This is a genomic window from Caulobacter sp. GSs2 (assembly GCF_058680895.1).
Genome location: NZ_CM178725.1, coordinates 614,307 through 637,812, shown reverse-complemented (window position 1 = coordinate 637,812; position 23,506 = coordinate 614,307). Strand labels below are relative to the sequence as shown.

General features: G+C 66.4%; 23 protein-coding genes. 7 read left to right on the top strand and 16 right to left on the bottom strand.

Annotated elements, in window-relative coordinates; genetic code table 11:
- Positions 1 to 92: 92 nt before the first annotated feature.
- The 5 genes from ACW17Z_RS03060 to topA form a co-directional block, all read right to left on the bottom strand.
- Positions 93 to 1,238: a pyridoxal phosphate-dependent aminotransferase gene (locus ACW17Z_RS03060; RefSeq protein WP_492057513.1), complete on the bottom strand. Its 1,146-nt coding sequence runs from the start codon at positions 1,236 to 1,238 to the stop codon at positions 93 to 95.
- A 1-nt stretch (position 1,239) separates the two neighbouring features.
- Positions 1,240 to 3,552 carry a ribonuclease R gene (gene rnr / locus ACW17Z_RS03055; RefSeq protein ID WP_492057512.1) on the bottom strand — a complete coding sequence of 771 codons (2,313 nt, stop codon included), beginning with the start codon at positions 3,550 to 3,552 and terminating at the stop codon, positions 1,240 to 1,242.
- A gap of 189 nt (positions 3,553 to 3,741) precedes the next feature.
- Positions 3,742 to 4,263, bottom strand: coding sequence for a DUF1993 family protein (locus tag ACW17Z_RS03050; RefSeq protein ID WP_492057511.1), 522 nt, complete (start codon positions 4,261 to 4,263; stop codon positions 3,742 to 3,744).
- A 103-nt stretch (positions 4,264 to 4,366) separates the two neighbouring features.
- A complete protein-coding gene (locus tag ACW17Z_RS03045; protein ID WP_419317304.1) occupies positions 4,367 to 4,732 on the bottom strand; it encodes a hypothetical protein in 366 nt (121 codons plus the stop codon).
- Between the two features lie 38 nt (positions 4,733 to 4,770).
- Entirely contained in the window at positions 4,771 to 7,479 is a 2,709-nt protein-coding gene (topA, locus tag ACW17Z_RS03040; protein ID WP_492057510.1) for a type I DNA topoisomerase, read from the bottom strand.
- A 178-nt stretch (positions 7,480 to 7,657) separates the two neighbouring features.
- On the opposite strand from topA, the gene ACW17Z_RS03035 reads away from it, so the two are divergent.
- Positions 7,658 to 7,831: a hypothetical protein gene (locus ACW17Z_RS03035; RefSeq protein WP_419317302.1), complete on the top strand. Its 174-nt coding sequence runs from the start codon at positions 7,658 to 7,660 to the stop codon at positions 7,829 to 7,831.
- A gap of 23 nt (positions 7,832 to 7,854) precedes the next feature.
- On the opposite strand, the gene ACW17Z_RS03030 is transcribed toward ACW17Z_RS03035, so the two are convergent.
- The 8 genes from ACW17Z_RS03030 to ruvX form a co-directional block, all read right to left on the bottom strand.
- Positions 7,855 to 8,175 carry a helix-turn-helix domain-containing protein gene (locus ACW17Z_RS03030; protein WP_492057509.1) on the bottom strand — a complete coding sequence of 107 codons (321 nt, stop codon included), beginning with the start codon at positions 8,173 to 8,175 and terminating at the stop codon, positions 7,855 to 7,857.
- A 13-nt stretch (positions 8,176 to 8,188) separates the two neighbouring features.
- Positions 8,189 to 8,497 (bottom strand): BrnT family toxin, encoded by a 309-nt coding sequence (locus tag ACW17Z_RS03025; protein WP_492057508.1) that lies wholly within the window; start codon positions 8,495 to 8,497, stop codon positions 8,189 to 8,191.
- A gap of 12 nt (positions 8,498 to 8,509) precedes the next feature.
- A complete protein-coding gene (gene dprA / locus ACW17Z_RS03020; protein WP_492057507.1) occupies positions 8,510 to 9,607 on the bottom strand; it encodes a DNA-processing protein DprA in 1,098 nt (365 codons plus the stop codon).
- Entirely contained in the window at positions 9,604 to 10,251 is a 648-nt protein-coding gene (gene plsY, locus ACW17Z_RS03015) for a glycerol-3-phosphate 1-O-acyltransferase PlsY (RefSeq protein ID WP_492057506.1), read from the bottom strand. Before plsY ends, dprA begins: the two co-directional genes overlap by 4 nt.
- Before the next feature lie 114 nt (positions 10,252 to 10,365).
- Positions 10,366 to 10,719 (bottom strand): hypothetical protein, encoded by a 354-nt coding sequence (locus tag ACW17Z_RS03010; protein WP_492057505.1) that lies wholly within the window; start codon positions 10,717 to 10,719, stop codon positions 10,366 to 10,368.
- Between the two features lie 34 nt (positions 10,720 to 10,753).
- A complete protein-coding gene (pyrC, locus tag ACW17Z_RS03005) occupies positions 10,754 to 12,055 on the bottom strand; it encodes a dihydroorotase (protein WP_492057504.1) in 1,302 nt (433 codons plus the stop codon).
- A gap of 184 nt (positions 12,056 to 12,239) precedes the next feature.
- Complete coding sequence (locus ACW17Z_RS03000; protein WP_492057503.1) at positions 12,240 to 13,238, bottom strand: aspartate carbamoyltransferase catalytic subunit; 999 nt, start codon at positions 13,236 to 13,238, stop codon at positions 12,240 to 12,242.
- 831 nt (positions 13,239 to 14,069) lie between these two features.
- Complete coding sequence (ruvX, locus tag ACW17Z_RS02995) at positions 14,070 to 14,561, bottom strand: Holliday junction resolvase RuvX (protein ID WP_419255129.1); 492 nt, start codon at positions 14,559 to 14,561, stop codon at positions 14,070 to 14,072.
- A gap of 102 nt (positions 14,562 to 14,663) precedes the next feature.
- Between ruvX and gatC the strand changes: the two genes are divergently transcribed.
- Together gatC and gatA are read left to right on the top strand one after the other, a co-directional pair.
- Positions 14,664 to 14,951 (top strand): Asp-tRNA(Asn)/Glu-tRNA(Gln) amidotransferase subunit GatC, encoded by a 288-nt coding sequence (gene gatC, locus ACW17Z_RS02990; RefSeq protein WP_062145614.1) that lies wholly within the window; start codon positions 14,664 to 14,666, stop codon positions 14,949 to 14,951.
- Positions 14,951 to 16,423: an Asp-tRNA(Asn)/Glu-tRNA(Gln) amidotransferase subunit GatA gene (gene gatA / locus ACW17Z_RS02985; protein WP_492057502.1), complete on the top strand. Its 1,473-nt coding sequence runs from the start codon at positions 14,951 to 14,953 to the stop codon at positions 16,421 to 16,423. Before gatC ends, gatA begins: the two co-directional genes overlap by 1 nt.
- Positions 16,424 to 16,478: 55 nt before the next feature.
- Here gatA and ACW17Z_RS02980 read toward each other — a convergent pair whose 3' ends face one another.
- On the bottom strand, positions 16,479 to 17,108 hold the full coding sequence (locus ACW17Z_RS02980) for a hypothetical protein (protein WP_492057501.1): 630 nt from the start codon (positions 17,106 to 17,108) through the stop codon (positions 16,479 to 16,481).
- Positions 17,109 to 17,351: 243 nt separating this feature from the next.
- Here ACW17Z_RS02980 and gatB point away from each other — a divergent pair, with 243 nt between their 5' ends.
- Complete coding sequence (gene gatB, locus ACW17Z_RS02975; RefSeq protein WP_492057500.1) at positions 17,352 to 18,845, top strand: Asp-tRNA(Asn)/Glu-tRNA(Gln) amidotransferase subunit GatB; 1,494 nt, start codon at positions 17,352 to 17,354, stop codon at positions 18,843 to 18,845.
- Between the two features lie 55 nt (positions 18,846 to 18,900).
- On the opposite strand, the gene ACW17Z_RS02970 is transcribed toward gatB, so the two are convergent.
- Complete coding sequence (locus ACW17Z_RS02970; RefSeq protein ID WP_492057499.1) at positions 18,901 to 19,398, bottom strand: RcnB family protein; 498 nt, start codon at positions 19,396 to 19,398, stop codon at positions 18,901 to 18,903.
- 642 nt (positions 19,399 to 20,040) lie between these two features.
- Here ACW17Z_RS02970 and ACW17Z_RS02965 point away from each other — a divergent pair.
- Complete coding sequence (locus ACW17Z_RS02965; protein WP_419321468.1) at positions 20,041 to 20,313, top strand: SEL1-like repeat protein; 273 nt, start codon at positions 20,041 to 20,043, stop codon at positions 20,311 to 20,313.
- Positions 20,314 to 20,358: 45 nt separating this feature from the next.
- Here ACW17Z_RS02965 and ACW17Z_RS02960 read toward each other — a convergent pair whose 3' ends face one another.
- Complete coding sequence (locus tag ACW17Z_RS02960) at positions 20,359 to 21,102, bottom strand: polysaccharide biosynthesis/export family protein (protein WP_492057498.1); 744 nt, start codon at positions 21,100 to 21,102, stop codon at positions 20,359 to 20,361.
- Positions 21,103 to 21,187: 85 nt separating this feature from the next.
- Between ACW17Z_RS02960 and ACW17Z_RS02955 the strand changes: the two genes are divergently transcribed.
- Both ACW17Z_RS02955 and ACW17Z_RS02950 read left to right on the top strand, forming a co-directional pair.
- Positions 21,188 to 22,693 (top strand): GumC family protein, encoded by a 1,506-nt coding sequence (locus tag ACW17Z_RS02955; RefSeq protein ID WP_492057497.1) that lies wholly within the window; start codon positions 21,188 to 21,190, stop codon positions 22,691 to 22,693.
- A gap of 115 nt (positions 22,694 to 22,808) precedes the next feature.
- Positions 22,809 to 23,489, top strand: coding sequence for a P-loop NTPase family protein (locus tag ACW17Z_RS02950; protein ID WP_492057496.1), 681 nt, complete (start codon positions 22,809 to 22,811; stop codon positions 23,487 to 23,489).
- Positions 23,490 to 23,506: the final 17 nt, after the last annotated feature.

The window sequence follows — 23,506 nt, the reverse complement described above, 5'->3', positions numbered from 1 at the left end:
GGACTGGCCCCCTCCGCGCCTGCGGCGCTCCTCCCCCGGAGGGGGAAGATGATTTCATCCGCCCCCTACGGGGGCGGATGACCGCGTAGGGGTCAGGTGGGGGCGAGGGGTTTGCGCGCCCCAAACCACGGCACCAGCCGCCGCAAAGCCTCCTCGACCTCCGCCGTCGACACCGCGAAGCTGATGCGCATGAACCGGTGTCCCTCGACGGGATCGAAGTCGATGCCCGGCGCCGTAGCCACCCCCGTGTCGGTCAGCAACTGCTTGCAGAACGCCATCGAGTCGTCGGTCAGATGGCCGATATCGGCCCAGATGTAGAAGGCCCCGTCCGGCGGCGCGATCTTCGCCAGGCCCAGCGAGGGCAGGGCGTCCAGCAGAAGCTGGCGGTTGCGACGATAGACCTCGACATGGCCGTCGAGCTCCTCGTGGCAGTCCATGGCCACCAGGCCGGCGTGCTGGCTCAGCGACGGGGCGGTGAGGAACAGGTTGCCCATATAGGCCCGCGCCCGGTGCACGTGGTCCAGCGGCGACAGCAGCCAGCCCAGCCGCCAGCCCACCATGCTGAAATATTTCGAGAAACTGTTGACCACCAGGGCGCGGGGCTCGAACTCCAGCATGGAGCGGACGGGGCCAACGTAGGACAGGCCGTGATAGATCTCGTCGCTAACGATCCGGATATTCCGTGTACGGCATATGTCCGCGATGGCGGCCATTTCATCGTCGGCGATGACGGTGCCGGTCGGGTTGGCGGGGCTGGCCACGATGACGCCGGCCGGGGCGGGATCCAGCGCCGCCAGGTGCGCGGCGGTCAGCTGATAGCGATCCTCCGGCCCGCAGGCGATCTCGACCGGAACCAGGTTCAGGGCCTTGAGCGTGTTGCGATAGGCCACATAGCCGGGACGGGCCAGGGCCACGCGGTCGCCGGCCTCGAACGACGAGGCCAGGGCCATGACCAGGGCCGGCGAGGCGCCGCAGGTCAGAATGATCTGCTCGGGATCGACCTGGACGCCGTGCCTGTCGTCATAGTGCCGGGCGATGCGAGCCTTCAGCGCCGGGCTTTCCCAATAGCCCAGTCCGTCGGTGTCCAGCACGTGGTGAGCGCGGGCGATCGCGGCCTTCGGCGCACCCGTCGAGGGCTGGCCGAACTCCATGTGGATCACCGAGCGGCCCTCGGCCTTGAGCTGGTGGGCCAGGCGGCTGATGGCGATGGCGTGGAACTGGTCGAGGTCGGGGCGCATGCTATCGCCGCTTGCCGCGCCGAACGCCCTTGGGCAGCCCGCCACGCGGCTTGACCGCCGCCTGACGCCGGGCCCCGAGCCTTGGCAAGGGCGCCTTGGGATCTGCCGGCAGCGGCTCGCTCAGCATTTCGAACAGCAGGCCGCCGGTCACCGGGGTGGCTTCGACCAGCTTGACCTCGACATTCAGGCCCAGCGGCCAGCGCTTGCCGGTGCGCTCTCCGACCAAGGCGTGCATGCGTTCGTCATGGACGAAGAACTCTGCGCCCAGGGACGAGATCGGGATCAGGCCGTCGGCCCCGGTCTCGTCCAGCTTCACGAACAGGCCAAAGCGGGTGACGCCGGTGATGCGGCCATTGAACGTCGCCCCCACCCGGTCGGACAGGAAGGCGGCGATATAGCGGTCGGTGGCGTCACGCTCGGCGGCCATGGCCCGGCGCTCGGCATAGGTGATGGTCTCGGCCGTATCCTTGATCTGGCTGATGTCCTGATCGGTCAGGCCATCGCTGCCCAGCCCCAGGGCGCGGATCAGGGCCCGGTGCACGATCAGGTCAGCATAGCGGCGGATCGGGCTGGTGAAGTGGGCGTACTTGGCCAGGTTCAGGCCGAAATGGCCCAGATTGTCGGCGCTGTAGTGGGCCTGCATCTGGGTGCGCAGCACCACCTCGTTGATGATGGCGGCGTGCGGTCCGTCGCGGGTCTCGTCCAGCAGCTTGTTGAAGCGCGAGGTCTGCGGGGCCTCGCCCTTGTTCCACTTGATTTCCAGCGTCGCCAGGAACTCGGCCAGGTTCTGCACCTTCTCCTGGCTGGGCGTGTCGTGGACACGATAGATCAGCGGCGTGCGCTTGGCTTCCAGGCTCTCGGCGGCCGAGACATTGGCCTGGATCATCATCTCCTCGATCAGCTTGTGGGCCTCGAGGCTGGCGCGGCGGTTGATCGAGGCGATCTCGCCTTCTTTGGTGATGACGATCTTGCGCTCGTCGCTCTCGATGCCCAACGGCGAGCGGATGTCGCGGCCCTTGCCCATCAGGCGGAAGGCGGTCCACAGGGGCTTGAGGATCGGATCCAGCAGGGGCGGGGCCTTGTCGCCGTCCTGGCCATCGGGCGGGATCACACCGTCGATGGCGGCCTGGGCCTGCTCGTAGGACAGCTTGGCGGCAGAGCGCATCAGGCCGCGCACAAAGCGGTGGCTCTTCTTGCGACCGGCGCTGTCGAACACCATCCGCACCGCCAGGGTGGCGCGGTTCTCGCCTTCGCGCAGCGAGCACAGGCCGTTGGACAGCACCTCGGGCAGCATCGGCTCCACCCGGTCGGGGAAGTAGACGCTGTTGCCCTTTTCGCGGGCCTCGCGGTCCAGGGCCGAGCCCGGGCGCACATAGGCGGCGACATCGGCGATGGCCACCCAGACGATCCAGCCGTCCACATTGTTCGCGTCGGGATCAGGATGGGCATAGACGGCGTCGTCGTGGTCGCGGGCGTCGACGGGGTCGATGGTCACGAACGGCAGGTCGCGCAGGTCGTCGCGGCCTTCCAGGGTGGGGGGCTTGGCGGCGGCCTCGGCTTCAGCCTCTTCGGAGAAACCGGTCGGGATGCCGTGGCTGTGGATGGCGATCAGCGAGGCGGCGCGCGGATGGTCCTCGCGGCCCACCACTTCCAGCACCTTGCCCTGCTTGGGGCCATAGCGGCCGGCGGCCGTGCCGACCTGGGCGATGACCAGATCGCCGTCCTTCAGGTCCTTGGCCTCCTGCTCGTTGAGGATCAGGCTTTCCTTGGACTTGCGATCCACGGGCTCGACCCGGATCTCGCGGCGATGCCGGCGGATTACGCCCAGAATCTTGTGAGCGCTCTGGCCCAGCCTCTTGATCAGCCGGGCTTCCATCTCGCCGTTTTCGAGGCGCTCGAAGCGCACCAGCAGGCGGTCACCCATGCCCGGCGCGCCGCCGGCGTTTTCGTTGCGAGCCGGCGAGAGGCGCACCAGCGGCGCGTCGTCGCCGGACTTGGTCAGCTTGACGAACATGTCGCCGTCGGCGTCGCGATCGACCACGTCGGCCACGCCCACCGGCGGCAGCGAGCCGGCCTCGGCAAAGCCCTTGCGGCCGCGCTTGCCCAGGTCGCCCTGGGCCTCCAGTTCACGCAGCATTTCACGCAGGGCGCGGCGATCGGCGCCCTTCAGACCAAAGTGGCGAGCGATGTCGGCCTTGCCGCTCTCGCCGGCGCTGCGCAGGAACGCCAGCAGGGTCTCACGATCCGGCAGGCCTTGCGGCGGCTTGGGAGCAGCGGGGAATTTCGACGACTTGGGCGTGCGCGGTTTGGCCATGTGCTGGGATAACCCGGCAGCGGGGGGAATGGCCAAGGGAAAGACGCTGGAACCGGCCGCGATTTGCCGGGCACGCGTCCGTCGGCAAGGGAATGGGTCGCGATGATGATCTAGAGTTCGGTTGCGGCGAGGGGGGCGAGGGCAAATTTCGACCCGAAAGCGACATTCGCCAGCCTCGGTTCCAGTCCGCTAGGTCTTAACTCTCAGTCGTCCCATGTAGTCCCGCTTTCCGATCGGCGCGCCATTTACCCGCAGGATGTCGTACGCCGTCGTCGCGTGGAAATGGAGATTGGGGAGGCAGAATGACAAAATGAAGCTATCAGCAGTGAACGGCAGGCTTACGTCGCCTGACTGAAATAGGACGTCGCGATTGGCGAGGTCATCAATCTGTTTACGGTCCAGTAACTCCAGCGCTTTTCGAGCGCGTTGGATCGTCTCTTCCAATTCTCGATATTCAAGCGGTCGCGATGCTTTTGGAGGCTCGAACACTCCGCTTTCAATACCCTGAATTGCGCCTACCGAGTAATGCGCTACAGCAATAACTTGGAACTTCAGCGATGCCATGTCCTCAACCAAGCGACATGTCGTCAGATCGTTTGGGTCACGACCGATGTCGATGTAGTGACGTCGGCTACGGTCAAGAAAGCCTGCCATGGCTGCTAGTGTCTGCGCGAAGCAAGCAACGCTCAAATCGTAAAACGATGTTGCCATATGACTGCCCCCTCAAGGAGATGATCAGCCCGGCTGATGGCCGCTCACCACGCCGAGCAGACCGTAAGCACGTCCGCTCTCGGGGGCTTCTAACCGGCGTAGCTCAGTAGAGGTCCTCAATCGACCGCGGCGGTTGCTGGGCCGGAGGGGTCGTTGCAGCCGTCGGCGCGGCTTCCGACGGCGCGGGTGGGGTCTCGATCACCGCCGGCGGGGCTTCGGCCTCGGCGGTCTTGACCTCGACGGCCTTGACCTTGGGCTTTTCGGGCGGCGCCGGCACGTAGAGCGGAGCCGGGGCCGCGTCCTTGACCGGCACACCCGACACCTCGGCCAGGGGTGCGGTCGAGGCGCTGGTGTTGGGCTTGCCGCCCTTCAAAGCATTGCTCACGCCCATGACGAAGCCCAGGACGCTGACCAGGATCAGGCCGGCGACCACGACGGTCAGGGGCAGGGGGCGTTCAAGCGACGTCATGCCGGTAATCTAACCCCGGATCGCAAACATGGGTAGGGTCAGGCCCCCGTCTCGGTTGAAGACTTTGCGGGCTTCTTGGCGGCGGCCTTTTTAGGAGCCGCTTTCTTGGCCGCCGGCTTTTTGGCGGGCGCCTTCTTGGCCGGAGCCGCGCCGTCAGCGGCCGCCTTTGCCTTGGCCGGAGCCTTGGTCGCCGCCTTGGCCGGGGCCTTCTTGGCGGCCGCCTTCTTCACCGGCTTCTTGCCGCCGCCCTTGGCGACGCGTTCGGCCAGCAGGACCACAGCCTCGGCCAGGGTCAGGGCGGCCGGATCAGCGCCCTTGGGCACATTGGCGTTGGTGTCGCCGTGCTTGATGTAGGGACCAAAGCGGCCCGACAGCACCTTCACCGGCTTGCCGTCCTCGGGGTGGACGCCCAGGTCGGCCAGGGCCGCGGCCTGGCCACGCTGCGGACGCCCGCCGCCGGCCCGCTTGTCGGCCAGCAGGGCGACGGCGCGGTTCAGGCCGATGTCGAACACCTCTTCGGGGTTTTCCAGATTGGCGTAGGTGCCCTCGTGCAGGACGAAGGGCCCAAACCGGCCAAGGCCGGCGGTGATCTTCTTGCCGTCGTCGGGGTGCATCCCGACTTCGCGCGGCAGGGCCAGCAGGCGCAGGGCCTTTTCCAGGTCGACGGCGGCCGGCAGCCAGCCCTTGGGCAGGCTGGATCGTTTGGGCTTGTCACCGCTCTCGGCGGCCGGCGGCTCTTCGACATAGGGGCCAAAGCGGCCGTTCTTCAGCCACACCGAGCGACCGGTCTCGGGATTGATCCCCAGCTCCTTGTCGGCGGCCTCGGCCTCGCCTTCGCCTTCAGCGGTGGCCAACTGGCGGGTGAAGCGGCATTCGGGATAGTTGCTGCAGCCGATGAAGGCGCCGAACTTGCCGACCTTCAGCGACAGCATGCCCGTCCCGCAGGTGGGGCAGATGCGCGGATTGGAGCCATCGCCCTTGTCGGGGAAGATATGCGGGCCCAGGGCGTCGTTCAGCGCGTCCAGCACGTTGGTGACGCGCAGTTCGGCGATCTCGCCGACGGCGGCGGCGAAGTCTTTCCAGAAGTCGCGCAGGAACTGTTTCCAGTCCAGCTTGCCGTCCGACACCAGGTCCAGCTGCTCTTCGAGGCCGGCGGTGAAATCGTATTCGACATAACGACGGAAGAACTGCTCCAGGAAGGCGGTGACCAGGCGGCCCTTGTCTTCCGGGATGAAGCGGTTCTTCTCCATCTTCACATATTCGCGGTCGCGCAGCACGGTCAGGACCGAGGCATAGGTCGACGGACGGCCGATCCCCAGCTCTTCCATCTTCTTGACCAGGCTGGCTTCCGAATAGCGCGGGGGCGGTTCGGTGAAGTGCTGGTCGGCGCGGGCGTCGATCACCTTGGCGCTGGCGCCGTCCTCGATCATCGGCAGGCGGGCGCTGTCCTCGTCGCCGTCGTCGTCGCGGCCTTCTTCATAGACCGTCAGATAGCCGGGGAAGAGCACGACCTGGCCGGTGGCGCGCAGGCCTGTCTGGCCGTCGTGGCTTTCGATGTCGACCGTGGTGCGCTCGATGCGGGCGCTTTCCATCTGCGAGGCGATCATCCGCTTCCAGATCAGCTCGTACAGGCGGCCCAGATCCGGCTCCAGGCGCAGCGAGCCCGGATTGCGGCCCAGGCTGGTCGGGCGGATGGCTTCGTGGGCCTCCTGGGCGTTCTTGGCCTTGACCTTGTAGTAGCGCGGCGTCTCGGGGACGTAGTCCTTGCCATAGACATTGCCGATGACGTCGCGGGCTTCGGCGATGCCCTCGGGGCCGACCGCCACGCCGTCGGTCCGCATATAGGTGATCAGGCCGACGGTCTCGCCGCCGATGTCGATGCCTTCATAGAGCTTCTGCGCCGCCTGCATGGTGCGCTGGGCGCTGAAACCCAGCTTGCGCGAGGCTTCCTGCTGCAGGGTCGAGGTGGTGAAGGGCGGGGCAGGCGAGCGCTTGCCGGGCTTCTTCTCGACGGCAGCGATCTTGAACACGGCCTTTTCGACTGCCGCCTTGGCGGCCAGGGCCGAGCCCTCGTTGTTCAGGTCGAACTTGGTGAGCTTCTTGCCTTCGTGCTTGATCAGGCGGGCCAGGAACGGATCGGCGCCGGCCGACACGTCGGCGTCGACGCTCCAGTATTCCTGGGTCTTGAAGCGCTCGATCTCCATCTCGCGCTCGACGATCAGCCGCAGGCAGACCGACTGCACCCGGCCGGCCGAGCGGCTGCCCGGCAGCTTGCGCCACAGGACGGGCGAAAGGGTGAAGCCGACCAGATAGTCGAGCGCGCGGCGGGCCAGATAGGCCTCGACCAGCTCCATGTCGATGTCGCGCGGATTGGCCATCGCTTCCAGCACCGAGGCCTTGGTAATGGCGTTGAACGTCACGCGCTGGACGGTCATGCCTTTGACCGCCTTCTTCTTCTGAAGGACCTCCAGAATGTGCCAGCTGATCGCTTCCCCTTCGCGGTCGGGGTCGGTGGCCAGGATCAGGCGGTCGGCCCCCTTCATCGCGTCGACGATGTCGGAGATGCGCTTGGACGACTTGGCGTCGATCTCCCAGCTCATCGCGAAATCGTTGTCGGGCTCCACCGAGCCGTCTTTCGACGGCAGGTCGCGAATATGGCCGTACGAGGCGAGAACCGTGTAGTCGGACCCGAGATACTTGTTGATGGTCTTGGCCTTGGCCGGGCTCTCGACGACGACGACGTTCATTAGGACTCTTGTACCCTGGGGGAGGATCGCCCTGGAGGCGAGCGGCGGAAAGTGGGGGCGCGACGGGGTGTCTGTCAACGCGGCCTGTTCAAACGGCGCCGTTTCCCGTGATTTGGTAGTCGATTGTTAAGGTCGGTCGGGTGATAGTTGAGGCTGAACCCAAACCCTTTTGGCGCTCATGAACGTCTCGACCATCAACCGGATCGCCACCGAGGCCTATGTCTCGCCGATCCAGCCCGTCAAGCCGGTGACCTCCAACGCGGAACGCGCGCAGATCGCCGACCGCCTGCGCGACGCCATTCGCGCCGCCCCGGCCCAGGGCACCGGGCTGATGATCGACCTCAGCGTCTAGGGTTTCAGGCCAGAAGTCGCCGATCAGGCCGCTTCGCCACCGACCAGCCTTCGCATCGTCTCGGGATCCCGGGCTATCGCCGTCAGCAGCGTTCTGGCGGGCGCGTCTGGCGTGGTTCGACCTTGTTCCCAATCCCGGACTGTCGACAGCGGCAAGCGGAATGCCGCAGAGAACGCCGCCTGGGTCATGCCTAGCCGACCGCGGATATCCTTGATCGCGTTGACGCGCTTGAACCGGGATAGCTGCTCCTCGGTCAGCGGCGGGCAGTCGGGATCGGACAGTGCGGCGGCGTTGATCTCTTCGTCTGTCATCGCCTTGAGGCGATCCCAGTCGGTCTTGCCCATCGGCAGATCGCCGCTACGCACCGCGAAAGTACCTTTTGCTTTCGACGGGGTTGGCGGGTCTGGCTGAGATGATCCGGTAGTGATTTTGGACATGTGAGACGGTGACGACGAAGAGGACGGCCCCGAAGCAGGCGCCAATGATCTGGATGCGTTCTTCGCCGTAGTCGAACCGGTCATCGACATCCTCCATACGCCAAGGGTCCAGGATCGCGTGACAGGCGTCTTTGAAATCAACCCCATGTTTGGCGAGGTTGCTCCGAGCCTTCTCAAGGTCCCATTCGAATTCAATGTCCGCAGTACCGGTATCCAGTACTTGGGGCAAGGCGCTGTTGCATCAAACCCCCGCCACCATCCCTCCGGCCAGCAGTTCCGCCCGTTCGGCGAGGGCCAGCTCCACCAGGGCCGCCATCACCGCCGAGGTCGGGGCGCCGGTCGCCCGGACCAGCTCGTCGCGCGAAACGGCCGTGGGTGAGAGCAGGGCGGCCAGACGCTCGCGCAGGGCGTCGAAGTCAATGTCGGCTGCCGGCTCGCCGTCATAGTCCCGCTCGCGCTCGCGCAGATGGGTCTGGCCCGATAGGTTGCGCAGCACGTCTTCGGCGCCTTCGCACAGGATCGCGCCCTGGCGGATCAGGTCGTTGGTCCCCCGGGCGCGCGGGTCCAGCGGCGAGCCGGGCACGGCGAAGACATCGCGGCCCTGCTCGGCGGCCAGGCGGGCGGTGATCAGCGAGCCGGACTTCAGCTCGGCCTCGACCACCACGACGCCCAGCGACAGACCGGAGATGATGCGGTTGCGGCGCGGAAAGTCCTTGGCCTGGGCGCGGCGGTCGGGGGCGCTTTCGGACACCACGCAGCCCTCGGCGGCCAGACGCGCGTGCAGGGCGCCGTGCTCGGGCGGATAGATGTCGCCAATTCCGCCGCCCAGCACGGCCACCGTGCCGGTGCGCATCGCGCCCTCGTGCGCGGCGCCGTCGACGCCGCGCGCCATGCCGCTGACGATGACATGGCCGGCCTCGCCCAGCTCGGCGGCCAGCTGGCGGGCGAAGCGCTGGCCGGCGGCCGAGGCGATGCGGGCCCCAACGATGGCGACGCTGGGCCGGGGCAGCAGTTCGGCGCGGCCCAGGGCCCACAGCACCGGCGGCGGCGGGTCCAGCGCCGCGAGGCGAGCGGGGAAGTCGGGCTCGCAGCCGCACAGCAGCCGCGCGCCCATGGCCGCGCCGGCCTCCAGTTCGCGTTCGATGGTTTCGCGCAGGTGAATGTTCAGAGGGGTGGCGCGGCCGCCGCGTCGCGACAGGTCGGGCAGGGCGGAAAGCGCGCGCTCGGGCGTGCCGAAGCGGGCCAGCAGGTGCTCGAAGGCGACGGGGCCGACCGTCTCGGTGCGCGCCAGCCGAAGCCAGGCCAGGCGCTGAACGTCCGAGAGGCGGCCCGGAATCACGCGGCCGGAGGCGGGGTCTCCGCCGCCTTCTTCTTGCCGATCTTGGGTTCTTCGCCCTTCAGCAGGCGGGCGATGTTCTCGCGGTGGCGGATGAAGATCAGCACGGCCATGAACAGGGCCAGCACCAGCATGGCATAGGGCTGGTCGGTCGCCAGGGCGAACGGCGCGGCCAGGGCGGCGGCGGTCAGGGCGGCCAGCGAGCTGATGCGGAACAGGGCGGCCATGGCCAGCCAGGTGACGGCGGCCAGCACGCCCACGGGCCAGCAGGCGGCCAGCAGCACGCCATAGAAGGTGGCCACGCCCTTGCCGCCCTTGAACTTCAGCCAGACGGGGAACAGGTGACCCAGGAACGCCGCGCCGCCGGCCAAAGCGACGATGGCGGCGCTGTCGTTGGTCAGCCAGCGGGCCAGCAGCACGGCCAGCACGCCCTTGCCGGCGTCGCCCAGGAGGGTGATGGCCGCCAGGTCCTTGCGGCCCGAGCGCAGCACGTTGGTCGCCCCGATATTGCCCGAGCCGATCTGGCGGATGTCGCCGGCCCCGCCCAGGCGGGTGGCGATCAGGCCGAACGGGATCGAGCCGAGGAGGTAGCCTCCGACGACGGCGATCGCGAGCGTGAGATAGACGGCTTGAGCGAGATCTTGCACGTTTCGACCCTAAGGCGAGTTGCGCGCGATTTCAACCGCTGCGCAAGGATGGTGAGTGATGAAGGTGTAGCAGGAGAGTCGCGACAGGGGCCAGCAGACTAGGCGTGCGACGACCTAGGTCGGATCGAGTGGGCGTGTCGCCCAGGACCAGACGGATACAATCTTCACTTCGCCGCGTTGATGCTCTTGGATCAGGCGTTCTTCGCCATTGGCCGCCCGCAGAGCGAAGTGGAGATTGTCGAAAGGGCCAAGTGCAAGCTCATGACTTTCCGACCTGACCGACCGTAAGCCTTGAAAGCGGAGCAGGACGTCTCCACTCAGGATCATGGTGAGATCCCGGCCGGCCTCCTCGATCGATGTCAGCTTGAATTGGTTGTCGTAGGGGCGTCCAAACCAACCACTGGGTAAAATCAACCCGCCGGGTCCCTCGGTATCGAACCACGTCTGGATGGTTTCCGAATGCCGCATCTTGCTTCTCGCCCGCTAGTAGGATCGTGACGTCCTACCCCTCTGCCCGGTGCACCACCCGCCCATCCACCAGCGTCATGAGCACCTGACCCTGCAATCGCCGCCCGTCGAACGGCGAGTTCTTGGACTTCGAGAGCAGCTTGCCTGCATCGACGATGATCGGCGCGTCGATGTCGCACAAAACGAGATCTGCCGGCGCGCCGGGCGCGATACGGCCGCCGCGCAGGCCCAGCAGTTCGGCGGGCGCCAGGGTCACGGCGCGGATCAGGTCGACCAGCGGCAGGCGCTCGTCGTGATACAGCGACAGCAGGGCCGGCAGCAGAGTCTCGACGCCGATGGCGCCGGGGGCGGCCTCGTCGAAGGGCAGGCGCTTGTCCTCGGCCGGGGCCGGGGCGTGGGCGGAAACGACGATGTCGATCAAGCCTGACGCCAGGGCCTCGATCAGGGCCTGGCGGTCATCCTCGCCGCGCAGGGGCGGGGTGACCTTGGCGAAGGTGCGATAGTCGCCCACGTCGAGCTCGTTGAACGACAGGTGGTTGATCGACACGCTGGCGTGCAGGCGCAGACCGCGCGCCTTGCCGCGCGCCAGGGTCTCCAGCGCGCCGGCGCTGGTGATCTGGTCGACCAGCAGGCGGCCACCAGTGGCTTCCAGCAGGGCGATGTCGCGCTCCAGCATGATCCGCTCGGCCATCGGCGAGATGGCGGGCAGGCCTAGGCGGCCGGCAAATTCGCCGCCGATCGCCGCCCCACCCTTGGCCAGCCACATGTCCATCGGGCGGTGGGCCAGCAGGGTGTCGAAGCCCTTGGCGTAGGTCAGGATGCGCTGGAACACCTTGCTGTCGACGATCGGGCGGTCGGCGTCGGTGATGTAGACGCAGCCGGCCTCGCGCATCAGGCCGATCTCGGCCATCTGCTCGCCCTTCAGGCCCTTGGTCGCGGCCCCGGCGCACAGGATGCGGGCGCTGTCGATGTCACGGGCCCGGCGCAGGATGAAGTCGACCACGCTGGGATCGTCGATGGCCGGGTCGGTGTCGGGCTGGACGACGATCGAGGTCACGCCCCCGGCCGCGGCGGCGCGCGCGGCCGAGGCCAGGGTTTCCTTGGTCTCGGCCCCGGGCTCGCCGGTCTTGACACGCAGGTCGATCAGGCCGGGCGCCAGCAGGGCCCCGCCGCAGTCGACGACCCGAACGCCCTTGCCCAGCTTGCCGAACTCGCGGCCCTTGGCGACGTCGGAGATCACGCCCTCTGAGACGATGACCCCGCCGGGGCCGTCATAGCCGCTCTCGGGATCGACCAGGCGGGCATTGGTGAAGGCCAGGGGCTGGGGGGCGTTCATGCGTGAGATTCCAAAGACGCCACTACAAAACCCCGCTCTCCCCGGCGAAGGCCGGGGTCCAGATCGAACCCACGTGCATCGAGCGATTTGGCGAATCCCGAAGGCGCGTCATCCCCAAACGCTCTGGATGAATCTGGGCCCCGGCTTTCGCCGGGGAGAGCGGAAGAAAAGAGGTGGCCCAAAATCATCGCCCCGCCTCCTCGATGCGCGCGGCGAGGCTGGTCAGCACCGCCATCCGGGCGGCGACGCCCATCTCGACCTGGTCCTGGATCAGGCTGACGGCCGGATCATCGGCCACGTCGGAATCGATCTCGACGCCCCGGTTCATGGGCCCAGGGTGCATGACCTTGGCTCCCGGCGCGGCGCGCGACAGCTTTTCGCGGTCCAGGCCATAGAAGCGGAAATATTCGCGGGTCGAGGGCACGAAGCCGCCCTGCATCCGCTCCAGCTGCAGGCGCAGCATCATCACCACGTCGGCCCCGGCCAGGCCCGACTTCATGTCGTGGTGCACGGTCACGCCCCAGCGCTCGGCCTGGGCCGGCATCAGGGTGGCGGGACCCACCAGCCGCACGCTGGCCCCCAGGGTGTGCAGCAGGGAGACGTTCGAGCGGGCCACGCGGCTGTGCAAAACATCGCCACAGATCGCCACGGTCAGGCCCGACACCCGGCCAAAGGCGCGGCGGATCGACAGGGCGTCCAGCACCGCCTGGGTCGGATGCTCGTGCTGGCCGTCGCCGGCGTTGATCACATGGCCGCTGACCTTCTGGCTGAGCAAGGAGGCCGCGCCCGACGAGGCGTGGCGCACCACCAGCAGGTCGGGGCGCATGGCGTTCAGGGTCACGGCGGTGTCGATCAGGGTCTCGCCCTTGGTGATCGACGAGGTGCGCGGGCTCATATTGACCACGTCGGCGCCCAGGCGCTTGCCGGCGATCTCGAAGCTGGACTGGGTGCGCGTGCTGTTCTCGAAGAACAGGTTCATCAGCGTCCGGCCCTTGAGCAGGTCCAGCGACTTGGAGGTCTGGCGGTTGAAGGCGACGAACGCCTCGGCCAGGTCCAGCAGGTCGGCCGCCTGGGGGGCGTTGAGGTCGCCGGCGGACAGGAAATGGCGCTTTGGGAACGCAAAGGCGCGGGCGCGGATCGCGTCGAGGGCGACGCGGGCGGGATCATGGGGCTTGGCCGTCATGAAACGGTGTCTTAGGCGGCTTTGCCGGGAGAGGGAAGGCGGCGGGTGCGCGCGATGGGGGATAACCGGCCGCCGCCGCTGGCCCCCTCCTGACCGCTATCGCGGTCGTCCTCCCCCTTTCAGGGAGAGGATGAAACACGCCCACCTCATCTTCCCCCTCCGGGGGAAGACGGCTGCGAAGCAGCCCGTAGGGGGCAAGTACGGGGATAAACTGCGCCCTATCCTCGAGCTATCGCTGCGAGACCGCAGCAAATTCAACGTCCTGCAAACAAACCGAGCGCGCCTGTCAGACGCGCCGAAACCTCCCGTATTCTGTCCCCACCTCGTCGCGAGGAAAGGGCGCAAGGCCAGCGACCATTGCGGCGGCGGGGGGTGATCGAGCGGGGCTGGGCTTCAGGGGGATACTGAAGCGCGTCCGGGGATCTGGTTGCTGGCCAGACCCGCCCGCCGTCGGCGTGGATGGGGATCAAGGCGAGTGTTGGTCAGGATTGGCCCCACGCCCCCCGACCTTCGGGACTTCGGGAAACCGAAGCTTCCGGGTCCCGGTAAGGCCCCAACTGGGCCACCCGCTGGGACGCTGACGGATAACGACCACGCGGAGCGGGCGGCTTCGTCGAAACGGTTATTTCTATTCAAGTCCGGACGCGGTCCGGACGCTCCGCGACCCTTTCCATCAACTCGGCGGTTTCCGCGTGAGGTCGCGAAACTGTAGCTGCTCCCCCTCTGGGGGAGCTGTCGCGGAGCGACTGAGGGGGCTAGCTGGAAGTCGGCCGTGCCGGCCCCCTCCGGCCCTCCGGGCCACCTCCCCCAGAGGGGGAGGAGCTAAGAAAGCTAAACCTTGCCCGCCGCCTCGCGTATCCCCCGCATCCGCTCCAGCGCGCCCTGCAGGATCCAGCCGGCGGCCATCTTGTCGACCACTTCGGCCCGGCGCTTGCGGTTGACGTCGTGCTCCTCGATCAGCACCCGGGTCACGGCGGCGGTGGAGAGGCGCTCGTCCCAGAAGGTGATCGGCACATGCGGCTGCAGGCGCAGCAGGTTGCGGCCCAGGGCGCGGTTGGACTGGCAGCGGACGCCCTCGGTGCCGTCCATGTTCATCGGCAGGCCGATGACGATGCCGGCGGCCTTGCGGCTGCCCATCAGCTTGAACAGCGTCTCGGCGTCCTCGCTGAACTTGGTCTTCCGGATCAGGGCCAGGGGACTGGCGACAGTCAGGGTGACGTCGGAAACGGCCACGCCGATGGTCTTCTCGCCGGGGTCGAGGCCGACGATCGGCATGTAATCGGGGATGGCGGCGGCGAAATCTTCGATATCGAGAACGGGCATCGCCCTTCATAACACGGGGAACGGCCCGCCCAGCAAGGGAACGACTTGTCAAAGCGCCCCTCTGGCGGCTAACCCACGCGCTTGGAATTCAGGAGGCCCCCAATGGCCATTGACGTCGCCACAGTGCGCAAGGTCGCGCGGCTCGCGCGGATCGCCACACCCGAAGATCGCCTGGAGCCCCTGGCCCAGGAGCTCAACGGCATCATGGCGTGGATCGAGCAGCTGGCCGAGGTCGATACCGACGGCGTCGAGCCGCTGACCAGCGTGGTCGGCGCCGGCGCGCCGCTTCGTGAAGACGTGGTGACCATGGGCGGCGACGCTTCGGTGATCACCTCCAACGCCCCCAAGTCCGTCGACGGCTTCTTCGTCGTGCCCAAGGTTGTCGAATAATGAGCGCCCTTACGTCCCTGACCCTGAAGGGCGCCATCGACGGCCTGGAAGCGGGTGACTTCACCTCCGTCGAGCTGACCACGGCCCATATCGAGGCCATCGAGGGTGCGCGCGCCCTGAACGCCTTCATCGTCGAGACGCCCGAACAGGCGCTGTCGATGGCGGCGGCGTCGGACGCCCGTCGCGCCCTGGGCGTGGCCGGTCCGCTGGACGGCGCGCCGCTGGGCATCAAAGACCTGTTCTGCACCAAGGGCGTCCAGACGACGGCCTGCTCGAAGATCCTCGAAGGGTTCATCCCGCAGTATGAATCGACCGTCACCAGCCAGTTGTGGCGTGATGGCGCGGTGATGCTGGGCAAGCTGAACCTGGACCAGTTCGCCATGGGCTCGTCGAACGAGACCTCGTATTTTGGCCCCGTGACCAATCCCTGGCGCTCGACCGCCAGCGACAAGGCCCTGACCCCGGGCGGGTCCTCCGGCGGGTCTGCCGCCGCTGTGGCCGCTGGCCTGTGCCTGGGCGCCACCGCCACCGACACCGGCGGCTCGATCCGCCAGCCGGCCGCCTTCACCGGCACCGTGGGCATCAAGCCCACCTATGGCCGCTGCTCGCGCTGGGGCGTCGTGGCCTTCGCCAGCTCGCTGGACCAGGCGGGCCCGATCGCCAAGACCGTCGAGGACGCGGCCCTGCTGCTGACCTCAATGTGCGGCCATGACCCCAAGGACTCCACCAGCCTCGACGTGCCGGTGCCGGACTTCACCCAGTTCGTCGGCAAGTCGGTCAAGGGCCTGCGGATCGGCATTCCCAAGGAATACCGCGTCGACAACATGCCGGCCGAGATCGAAAAGCTGTGGGAAGACGGCATCGCCTGGCTGAGGGAAGCCGGCTGCGAGATCGTCGACATCACCCTGCCGCACACCAAGTACGCCCTGCCGGCCTACTACATCGTGGCCCCGGCCGAGGCGTCCTCGAACCTGGCCCGCTATGACGGCATGCGCTACGGCCTGCGGGCCGAGGGTGGCAACCTCACCGAGACCTATGAGAACACCCGCGCCGAAGGCTTCGGCGACGAGGTCAAGCGCCGCATCCTGATCGGCACCTATGTGCTCAGCGCCGGCTATTATGACGCCTACTATCTGAAGGCCCTGAAGGTGCGTCGCCGCATCGCCGAGGACTTCGACAAGGCCTGGGAGCGCTGCGACGCCATCCTGACCCCGACGGCGCCGTCGGCGGCGTTCGGTCTGGGCGAGAACAGCAACGACCCCATCGCCATGTACCTCAACGACGTCTTCACGGTGACGACGAATCTGGCGGGTCTGCCGGGGCTGAGCCTGCCGGCCGGTCTGGATTCCAACGGCCTTCCGCTGGGCCTGCAGATCATCGGCAAGCCGCTGGACGAGGGCACGGTGTTCTCGGTGGCCGGGGCGCTGGAAAAGGCGGCCGGCTTCAACGCCAAGGCCGCCCGCTGGTGGTGACTTCGTAAAAAGGGCGGCTCCGCGAGGAGCCGCCCTTCTTCGTTAGGCTAGTCGGTTACTGCGGGTCGACTGGCGTGACCGGTGCCGGTGCCGGTGCCGGTGCCGGAGTCGGCGCTGCGGCGACCGGGGCGGCGATCACGACCGGATCCGGCTCGGCGATGACGGCAGGAGTGGGCGCTGGGACCGTGGCGCTGACGTTCGACGAGGCCAAACTGGCGTCCGGGGTCGTCGCGACGGCCGGAGCGGCTCGGCGGACGACGGCGGCGCGCGGCGTGGCGCGGATCGGGGCTGATGCCACGGCGCGCGGGGCGGGCTCGGCGACGGCGGTCTCGATCGGCGTCGGGGTCGGCATGGTGGCCGGCGCCAGCGGCGGGCTCAGCGGGACCGTGTCGGCGATGGCCATCTGGGCCGTCTGCTGCGTCTCGGTCGGGGGCTGGGCCGGATTGGCCATCATCGCCCAGGCGATGGCGCCTGCGGCGACCAGCATGACCGGCGCGCCGACCAGCAGCGCCATGTTGTTCGCAGCGTTCTTAGCCGGCTTGCGGGCATAGATCGGCGCGGCGGGGAACAGGGGCGAAGCATCCGTCGCGGCGGAAGCCGGAGCGGACTGGATCGGCGTGCGCTGACGACGCGTATCCACAGTGTCGATCGAGTCCAGATTCAAGGTCTGACTAAAAGCGGGCATGAAGTCCTCCTCAGCTTTATTTCTCGGAGGAGGTAACCGTTCGGCGTCGTGGAGGTTCCGATGGCCCCGGAATGGCGCCGTTTCTAACAAGAAGGGGCCTTATTTGGCTTCGCACCTCAACTATATGAAAACCGCCGGAGGGACGGGCGCGGGAAATCTCTCCAGGAAGGGGGCGACGGTTCGCGTTGAAACCCGGCGGCCTAAGGGTTTTCCGCCATGGCGCGGTCGGTGTAAGAGAGGCTCATGACGCAAGAATCCAAAACCATCCAAGGCCGCACCGGCCCCTGGGAAATCGTTCTCGGCCTTGAGATCCACGCCCAGGTCGCCAGCAAGTCCAAGCTGTTCTCCGGCGCCGCCGTGGGCTTTGGGGCTGGGCCGAACGAGCAGGTGAGCCTGGTGGACGCGGCCATGCCCGGCATGCTGCCGGTGCTGAACGGCTTCTGCGTCGAGCAGGCGGTCAAGACGGGTCTGGGCCTGAACGCCAAGATCAATCTGAAGAGCCGCTTCGACCGCAAGAACTACTTCTATCCCGATCTGCCGCAGGGCTATCAGATCAGCCAGTTCGATCAGCCGATCGTCGGCGAGGGCGTGATCACCGTCGAGCACGACGACGGCTCGACCTTCGAGGTGCGCATCGAGCGCCTGCACCTGGAGCAGGACGCGGGCAAGTCGCTGCACGACCAGGACCCGAACGCCACCTATGTCGACCTGAACCGCGCGGGCACGGCGCTGATGGAGATCGTTTCCAAGCCTGACATGCGCACCTCGGCGGAGGCGGCGGCCTATGTGAAGAAGATCCGCACGATCCTCGTCTATCTGGGCACCTGCGACGGCGACATGGAGAAGGGCAACCTTCGCGCTGACGTCAACGTCTCGGTCTGCCGCCCCGGCGCCTACGAGAAGTTCCGCGAGACCGGCAGCTTCAGCCATCTGGGCACGCGCTGCGAGATCAAGAACGTCAATTCGTATCGCTATATCCAGCAGGCCATCGAATACGAGGCGCGTCGCCAGATCGAGATTCTGGAAGACGGCGGCAAGATCGACCAGGAGACCCGCCTGTTCGATCCGACCAAGCTCGAGACCCGCTCGATGCGGAGCAAGGAAGAGGCGCACGACTATCGCTACTTCCCCGATCCCGACCTGTTGCCGCTGATCCTCGACGCGGCCTGGGTCAAGAAGATCGAAGAGACCCTGCCGGAACTGCCGGACGCCAAGAAGGCCCGCCTGCAGAGCCAGTATGGCCTGTCGGCCTATGACGCCGGCGTGCTGATCATTGAGAGCGACCGCGCTGACTATTTCGAGGCCGCCGCGAAAGGTCGCGACGCCAAGCTGGTGTCCAACTGGGTGACCAACGAGCTGCTGTCCAAGCTGTCGGCGAACGGCCACGAGATCGCCGCCTCGCCGCTGCCCTCGTCGGACATCGCCCAGCTGGTCGAGCTGATCGAGAACGGCACCATCTCATCGAAGATCGCCAAGGAGGTCTTCGAGCACATGTGGGCCGGCGAGGGGCGTCCGTCCGAGATCGTCGAGAAGCGCGGCCTCGTGCAGATCAACGACACCGGCGCCATCGAAGCGGCCATCGACGCCCTGATCGCGGCCAATCCCGAAAAGGCCTCGGCCGTGAAGGAAAAGCCCCAGGCCATCGGCTGGTTCGTCGGCCAGGTGATGAAGGAGACGGGCGGCAAGGCCAATCCGGCCACCGTCAACGACCTGCTGAAATCCAAGCTCGGCCTCTAGCCGCAAGGCGTTCCGGAGGACCACCTCCGGAACGCTTGTCCCTTGCCCGTTCCCGTTAGTAGCCGTTGGTCATGATGTCGAAGATCAGGCCGGTGGCTATGGCCGCCAGCACGTAGTCATCGCCGGTGCGGTACCAGTAGTAGCCACGGGGCGGCGGACGCAGGCGATAGCGGCCGTAGTCATGCACGACATATCCGCCGCCGCGATAATAGGGCGGCAGATAGGCGCCGCGACGCCAGGCGACATAGCCGGGGCGGTAGCTCGGATGGCCGTAATAGTGCGAAGGCGGAGCGCCGTAGTGGAAACGGGTTCCATAGTAATAGCCATTGTGCCGGCCGCGATCCCAGCGGTCTTCACGCCGATCCCAACGGTCCTCGCGCCGGTCCCAACGGCCCCCGTCATGACGGGCGTCGCGCCGGTCTTCCCGTCGGTCCCAGCGATCTTCGCGATGGTCCCAGCGGCCACGATCCTGGGCGGATGCATCGCTGGCTACGGCGGTCATGGGACCGGCTACCGATGCGACAACGGCGATGGTGAGCAACAGACGTTTCATCTCGTCCACTCCTTCTGGTCGGGCGGGTTTCCACCGCCAAATCCCTCGACCCTGGAAACCATCCTCCTGCAGGCCGGCTGAACCGCGCCTGAATGACGCCGTCAGACGAACGGGCGGCCAGCTCCACCTTTTCGCCAGAGCGCCCATCGCGCGGTAGGCAACATCAAGGGGACAAGCCGCTCTTGTGTGTGTGGTCGACAGGCCACTTTCCCGGCAGAGTTTTATCTGCGGCCAATTGTCCGCTGCCGATTTCGCCGGCGGGCTGAGGGTTGCGCCCTGCAAAAACCCGGGCACAGTTGTGGAAGACTTGCCAAACTCTAAAGCGTTTTCGGAAAGGATCGGAGCCCGCGAAAACTTTGAAAAGCGCCCCAAACTGGGGGTGGAATTGCGTTTTGCGGGTCTTTAGGCCCCGAGTGGGGCGACGTGCGAGGCCCGAAGGATGCTCTTTAGGCAGTCCGTGCGTTAACTCTGCGTATACAGGCGTTTACGCTGAGTAATACCCCTGAAGAAAGCATGTATTCGCGCCTGAATTCATGATGTTCCGACGCTTAACTATATGTTCAGCGGCTGTGGACTTTTCTGCATCCAGGCCCGGGATCCGACAGAACGTCGGAGGGGCCTGGAAGAGGAGATGAAGCCATGATGATGAGCATCGAACCCCCACCCGCCCACGTGCTGCCGCTGCCGACTGCCGAGTCCTCGGGCGACGAACTGTTCCGCATGGGCCTGCTGTATTCGACCGGTCAGGGCGGCGCCCCCGTCGACTACGTCTCGGCGCACATGCTGTTCAACCTTGCCGCCATGCGCGGTTCTGTGGAGGCCAAGGTCTATCGCAAAGAACTGTCGCAAGAGATGGCCAGCGAAGACGTCGCCGAAGCCCAGCGCGCTGCGCGGGAATGGCTGGCCCACGGCTGAATCCGGCTTTTCGGATTCAGCGATCGGCCAATGCTCAGCTCGAGCCTATTGGCCGACGCCGTTGACCGCGTAGCTGAAGCTGACCGGCAGCAGGTCGCGGAAGTACTGCTGCATGAACAGCCCCGTCTCCGCCGCGCCGCTGCGCGGCACATAGACGATATCGAAGCGGCGAAGCGGGATCAGATCCACGCCGCCGCCGGGATTGGTCATCCCCCTGAGAAGATCGGCCGTGCGCAGCATGGCGCGACCGTCTGGGCCACGACGGATGATGACAACCTGGCTTCGCTTGGACGAGGTCTTGAAGCCGCCGGCCTGGATAACAGCGCGTAGCGCATCGACATCGCCGGGCATGTCGTAGACGCCCGGATTGCCGACCTCGCCGCCGACGAACACCTTCAGCGGGGTCGTCGTCTTGACCGACACCTGCACCTGGGGTCGCAGCAGTTGGCTGCCATAGGCCTCAGTGATCGCGTCCTCCAGTTCGAAGATCGTACGATCGGCCGCCATAACCGGCCCGAGCAGTGGGAGAACGATCCGACCGTCTGGCTGCACGATGGCTGACTTGTTGAGCTCGGTCGCCGAAGCCACCGTCACCTCGACCTCATCGCCTGGATAGAAGCGATAGGAGGGCTCCTCCTCGCTCCAGTCGGCATAGCCGATGTTGGGAAAGTTCGCGCTGGGGCGCGGAGCGGGCGTGATGGGCTCGCCGTCCACATGACCGCAGGCGGTCATGCCGCCGCTCAGGAGCAGTATGGCCAAGGCCGTCGAGAGATGCGTGCGCCGTTGCATGCGACAAGTCTTAACAGGAATGGGTAACGAAGCCTTAAGGGCCAACGGACCAGTTTGAAGTCGAGATTGAACCCTTCGGATTCGTATGTCGACGACGAGCGCCTGGACCAGCGTGCCGCATGACCCTCCGTCGCAACGCGACTGGGCGACGCGTGCGCGCTATGCGCCGACCGACTTCATCACCCTGCTGTGGCGTGAACGCTTCCTGATGCTGGGTGTATTTTTGGTCATCGCGGTGCTGGGAGTCGCGTTCTCGACCACCCTGAAGAAGAACTATACCGCCGAATCCAGCCTCTTCGTTCGCCTGGGCCAGGAATACGTTTACGAGCCCCGGGCCGGCGACGCGGGACGCGGCGCAGTGCCGAATGTTGATCAGGTTATCCAGTCTGAAGCCGAGATCCTGGGCAGCGGCGAACTGCGCGAACGCGTGATCCGCAAGATTGGCTTCGCCAATGTGTTTCCGTCCCAGGCCGCCAAGTACGCCGCTGCAACGCCCGAAGGTAAGCGCAAGCTGATCGCCCTGGGCCGTGACTCCATGGGACGCAATTTCAAGATCGAGACGGCGCCGGACAATTCCATCATTCGCCTGTCCTATCAGAACGAGCATCCCGAGTTGGCCGAGAAGGTTCTGAACACCCTTCTGGAAGAATACCTGACCTATCGCCGCGGCCTGCTGATCGACAGTGATGACCGGGTACTGCAAAGGCAGAAGGACATCTTTGAGCAAAAGCTCGAAGAGACCGACACCAGCTATCAGTCATTCCTGACCACCAACGATATCGGCGACTTCACCTCGCAGAAGACGACGCTGACCCAGCTGCAGACCCAGGTCGAGCAGCAGAAATATTCCATTGAGGCCCAGTTGCAGGATCGCGTTGCCCGTCTTGCCTCGGTCGAGGCGGAGTTGGCGCGTACCCCTGCCGAGACCGTACTGTATCGCGACTCCGACACCTCTGCGGCCGCCAAACTCAACCAGCTGAAGCTGGATCGCGAGGGCCTGCTGTCGCGCTATCGGCCGGACGCCAGCCCGGTCCGCGACATCGACGCCCAGATTGCCCAGCTGGAGCGCGGCATCGCCGCCGGTCGCACGGCTGGCGAAGGCGCGCGTCGTAGCGGCCCCAACCCGATCTGGCAGACCCTGCAGACCTCACGCAACGATCTCAGCGCTGAAGTGGCGGCGCTGCGCGAGTCCCAGACGACGGCGGTTCAGCAGGTCGCCGACGTCAACCAGCGCTTGCTGCGACTGGCTGAGCTTGAGCCGCAGTTCAATCAGCTGACCCGCGACCGTGATGTCCTGACGTCCAACGTTCGCGACTTTACCGTCAAGGAACAGCAGGACGAGGCTCAAAGACGGATGTCGTCGGAAAGCAGCGACAATATCCGCATCGTCCAGCGTGCTGTCGCACCGTCGCAGGGCAAGAGCCTGCAGAAGCCGATCCTCGCCCTGACGATCATGTTCGCGGCCTTCACCGCCCTTTGCGCGGGACTGGTTCGGATGTTCCTGCGCCCCGGGCTCCAAACCCCAGCCTCGGCCGCCCGGACCTTGAACCTGCCTGTTCTGGCCACTGCCGAATACAAGCGCGCAGCCTAGGTGGCAGGGCTTTACGCTGAGTGCTTTGGTCGCCTTTCGCGCACCAGGGGAATGACGCTAGTTTGTAGCTCCTGAACGCGCGGCGATTCGACGGATGGTGGATTTAAACGCCGAGATGGCGGAGTTGTGGAGCTCACTGGGCGCGCCGGCGCCTGGGCGCCCGCACGTCATCCAGGTCGTCGCCGCCCGGCGAGGGGAGGGGACTTCCACCGTCGCTCGCGAGCTGGCTCGTTTCACGGCAACGCGCGCCGGTCGCAAGACCTGGCTGGTCGATATGGACTTGGCGACCTCCGCGCAATTCCAGACCATCTCCATGAATCCGGAACGCTTCGGGGTGTTGGGACCAGCGGTGGCTGCCTCGCCCGACGGCTCGGCCTTCTTCACCGTGCAGCCTCCGGCGCCGCGCGCTGATGGCGGTGTCTGGCCTGACTCTAAGTATCTGGCGGCCCATAGTGTGGGTGGATCGCGCCTTTGGGTCACCCGCTTCAATCGCGACGCCCTGCGCGGACCCCAGAAGGTGCACATTATTCCAGGGGCCGAATACTGGCAGGCCTTGCGCCGCCATGCCGAGGTTATCGTGGTTGATAGTCCATCGGTGGATCGCTCCCAGGCGGCCCTCACCGTGGCCCAACACATGGATCAGACAGTGATGGTGGTCTCGGCCCAGCAGCCTGACGTCAAGCCACCGGCCCAACTTCGCGACGCCCTGGCCACGGTCGGCGGCCGCTGCGCTGGCGTGTTCTTCAACCAGGCTTCGGTGCAGCCGCCTGCCTTCCTTCGGGCTATCCTGCCGTGACGCCCTCGGGGAGGGCG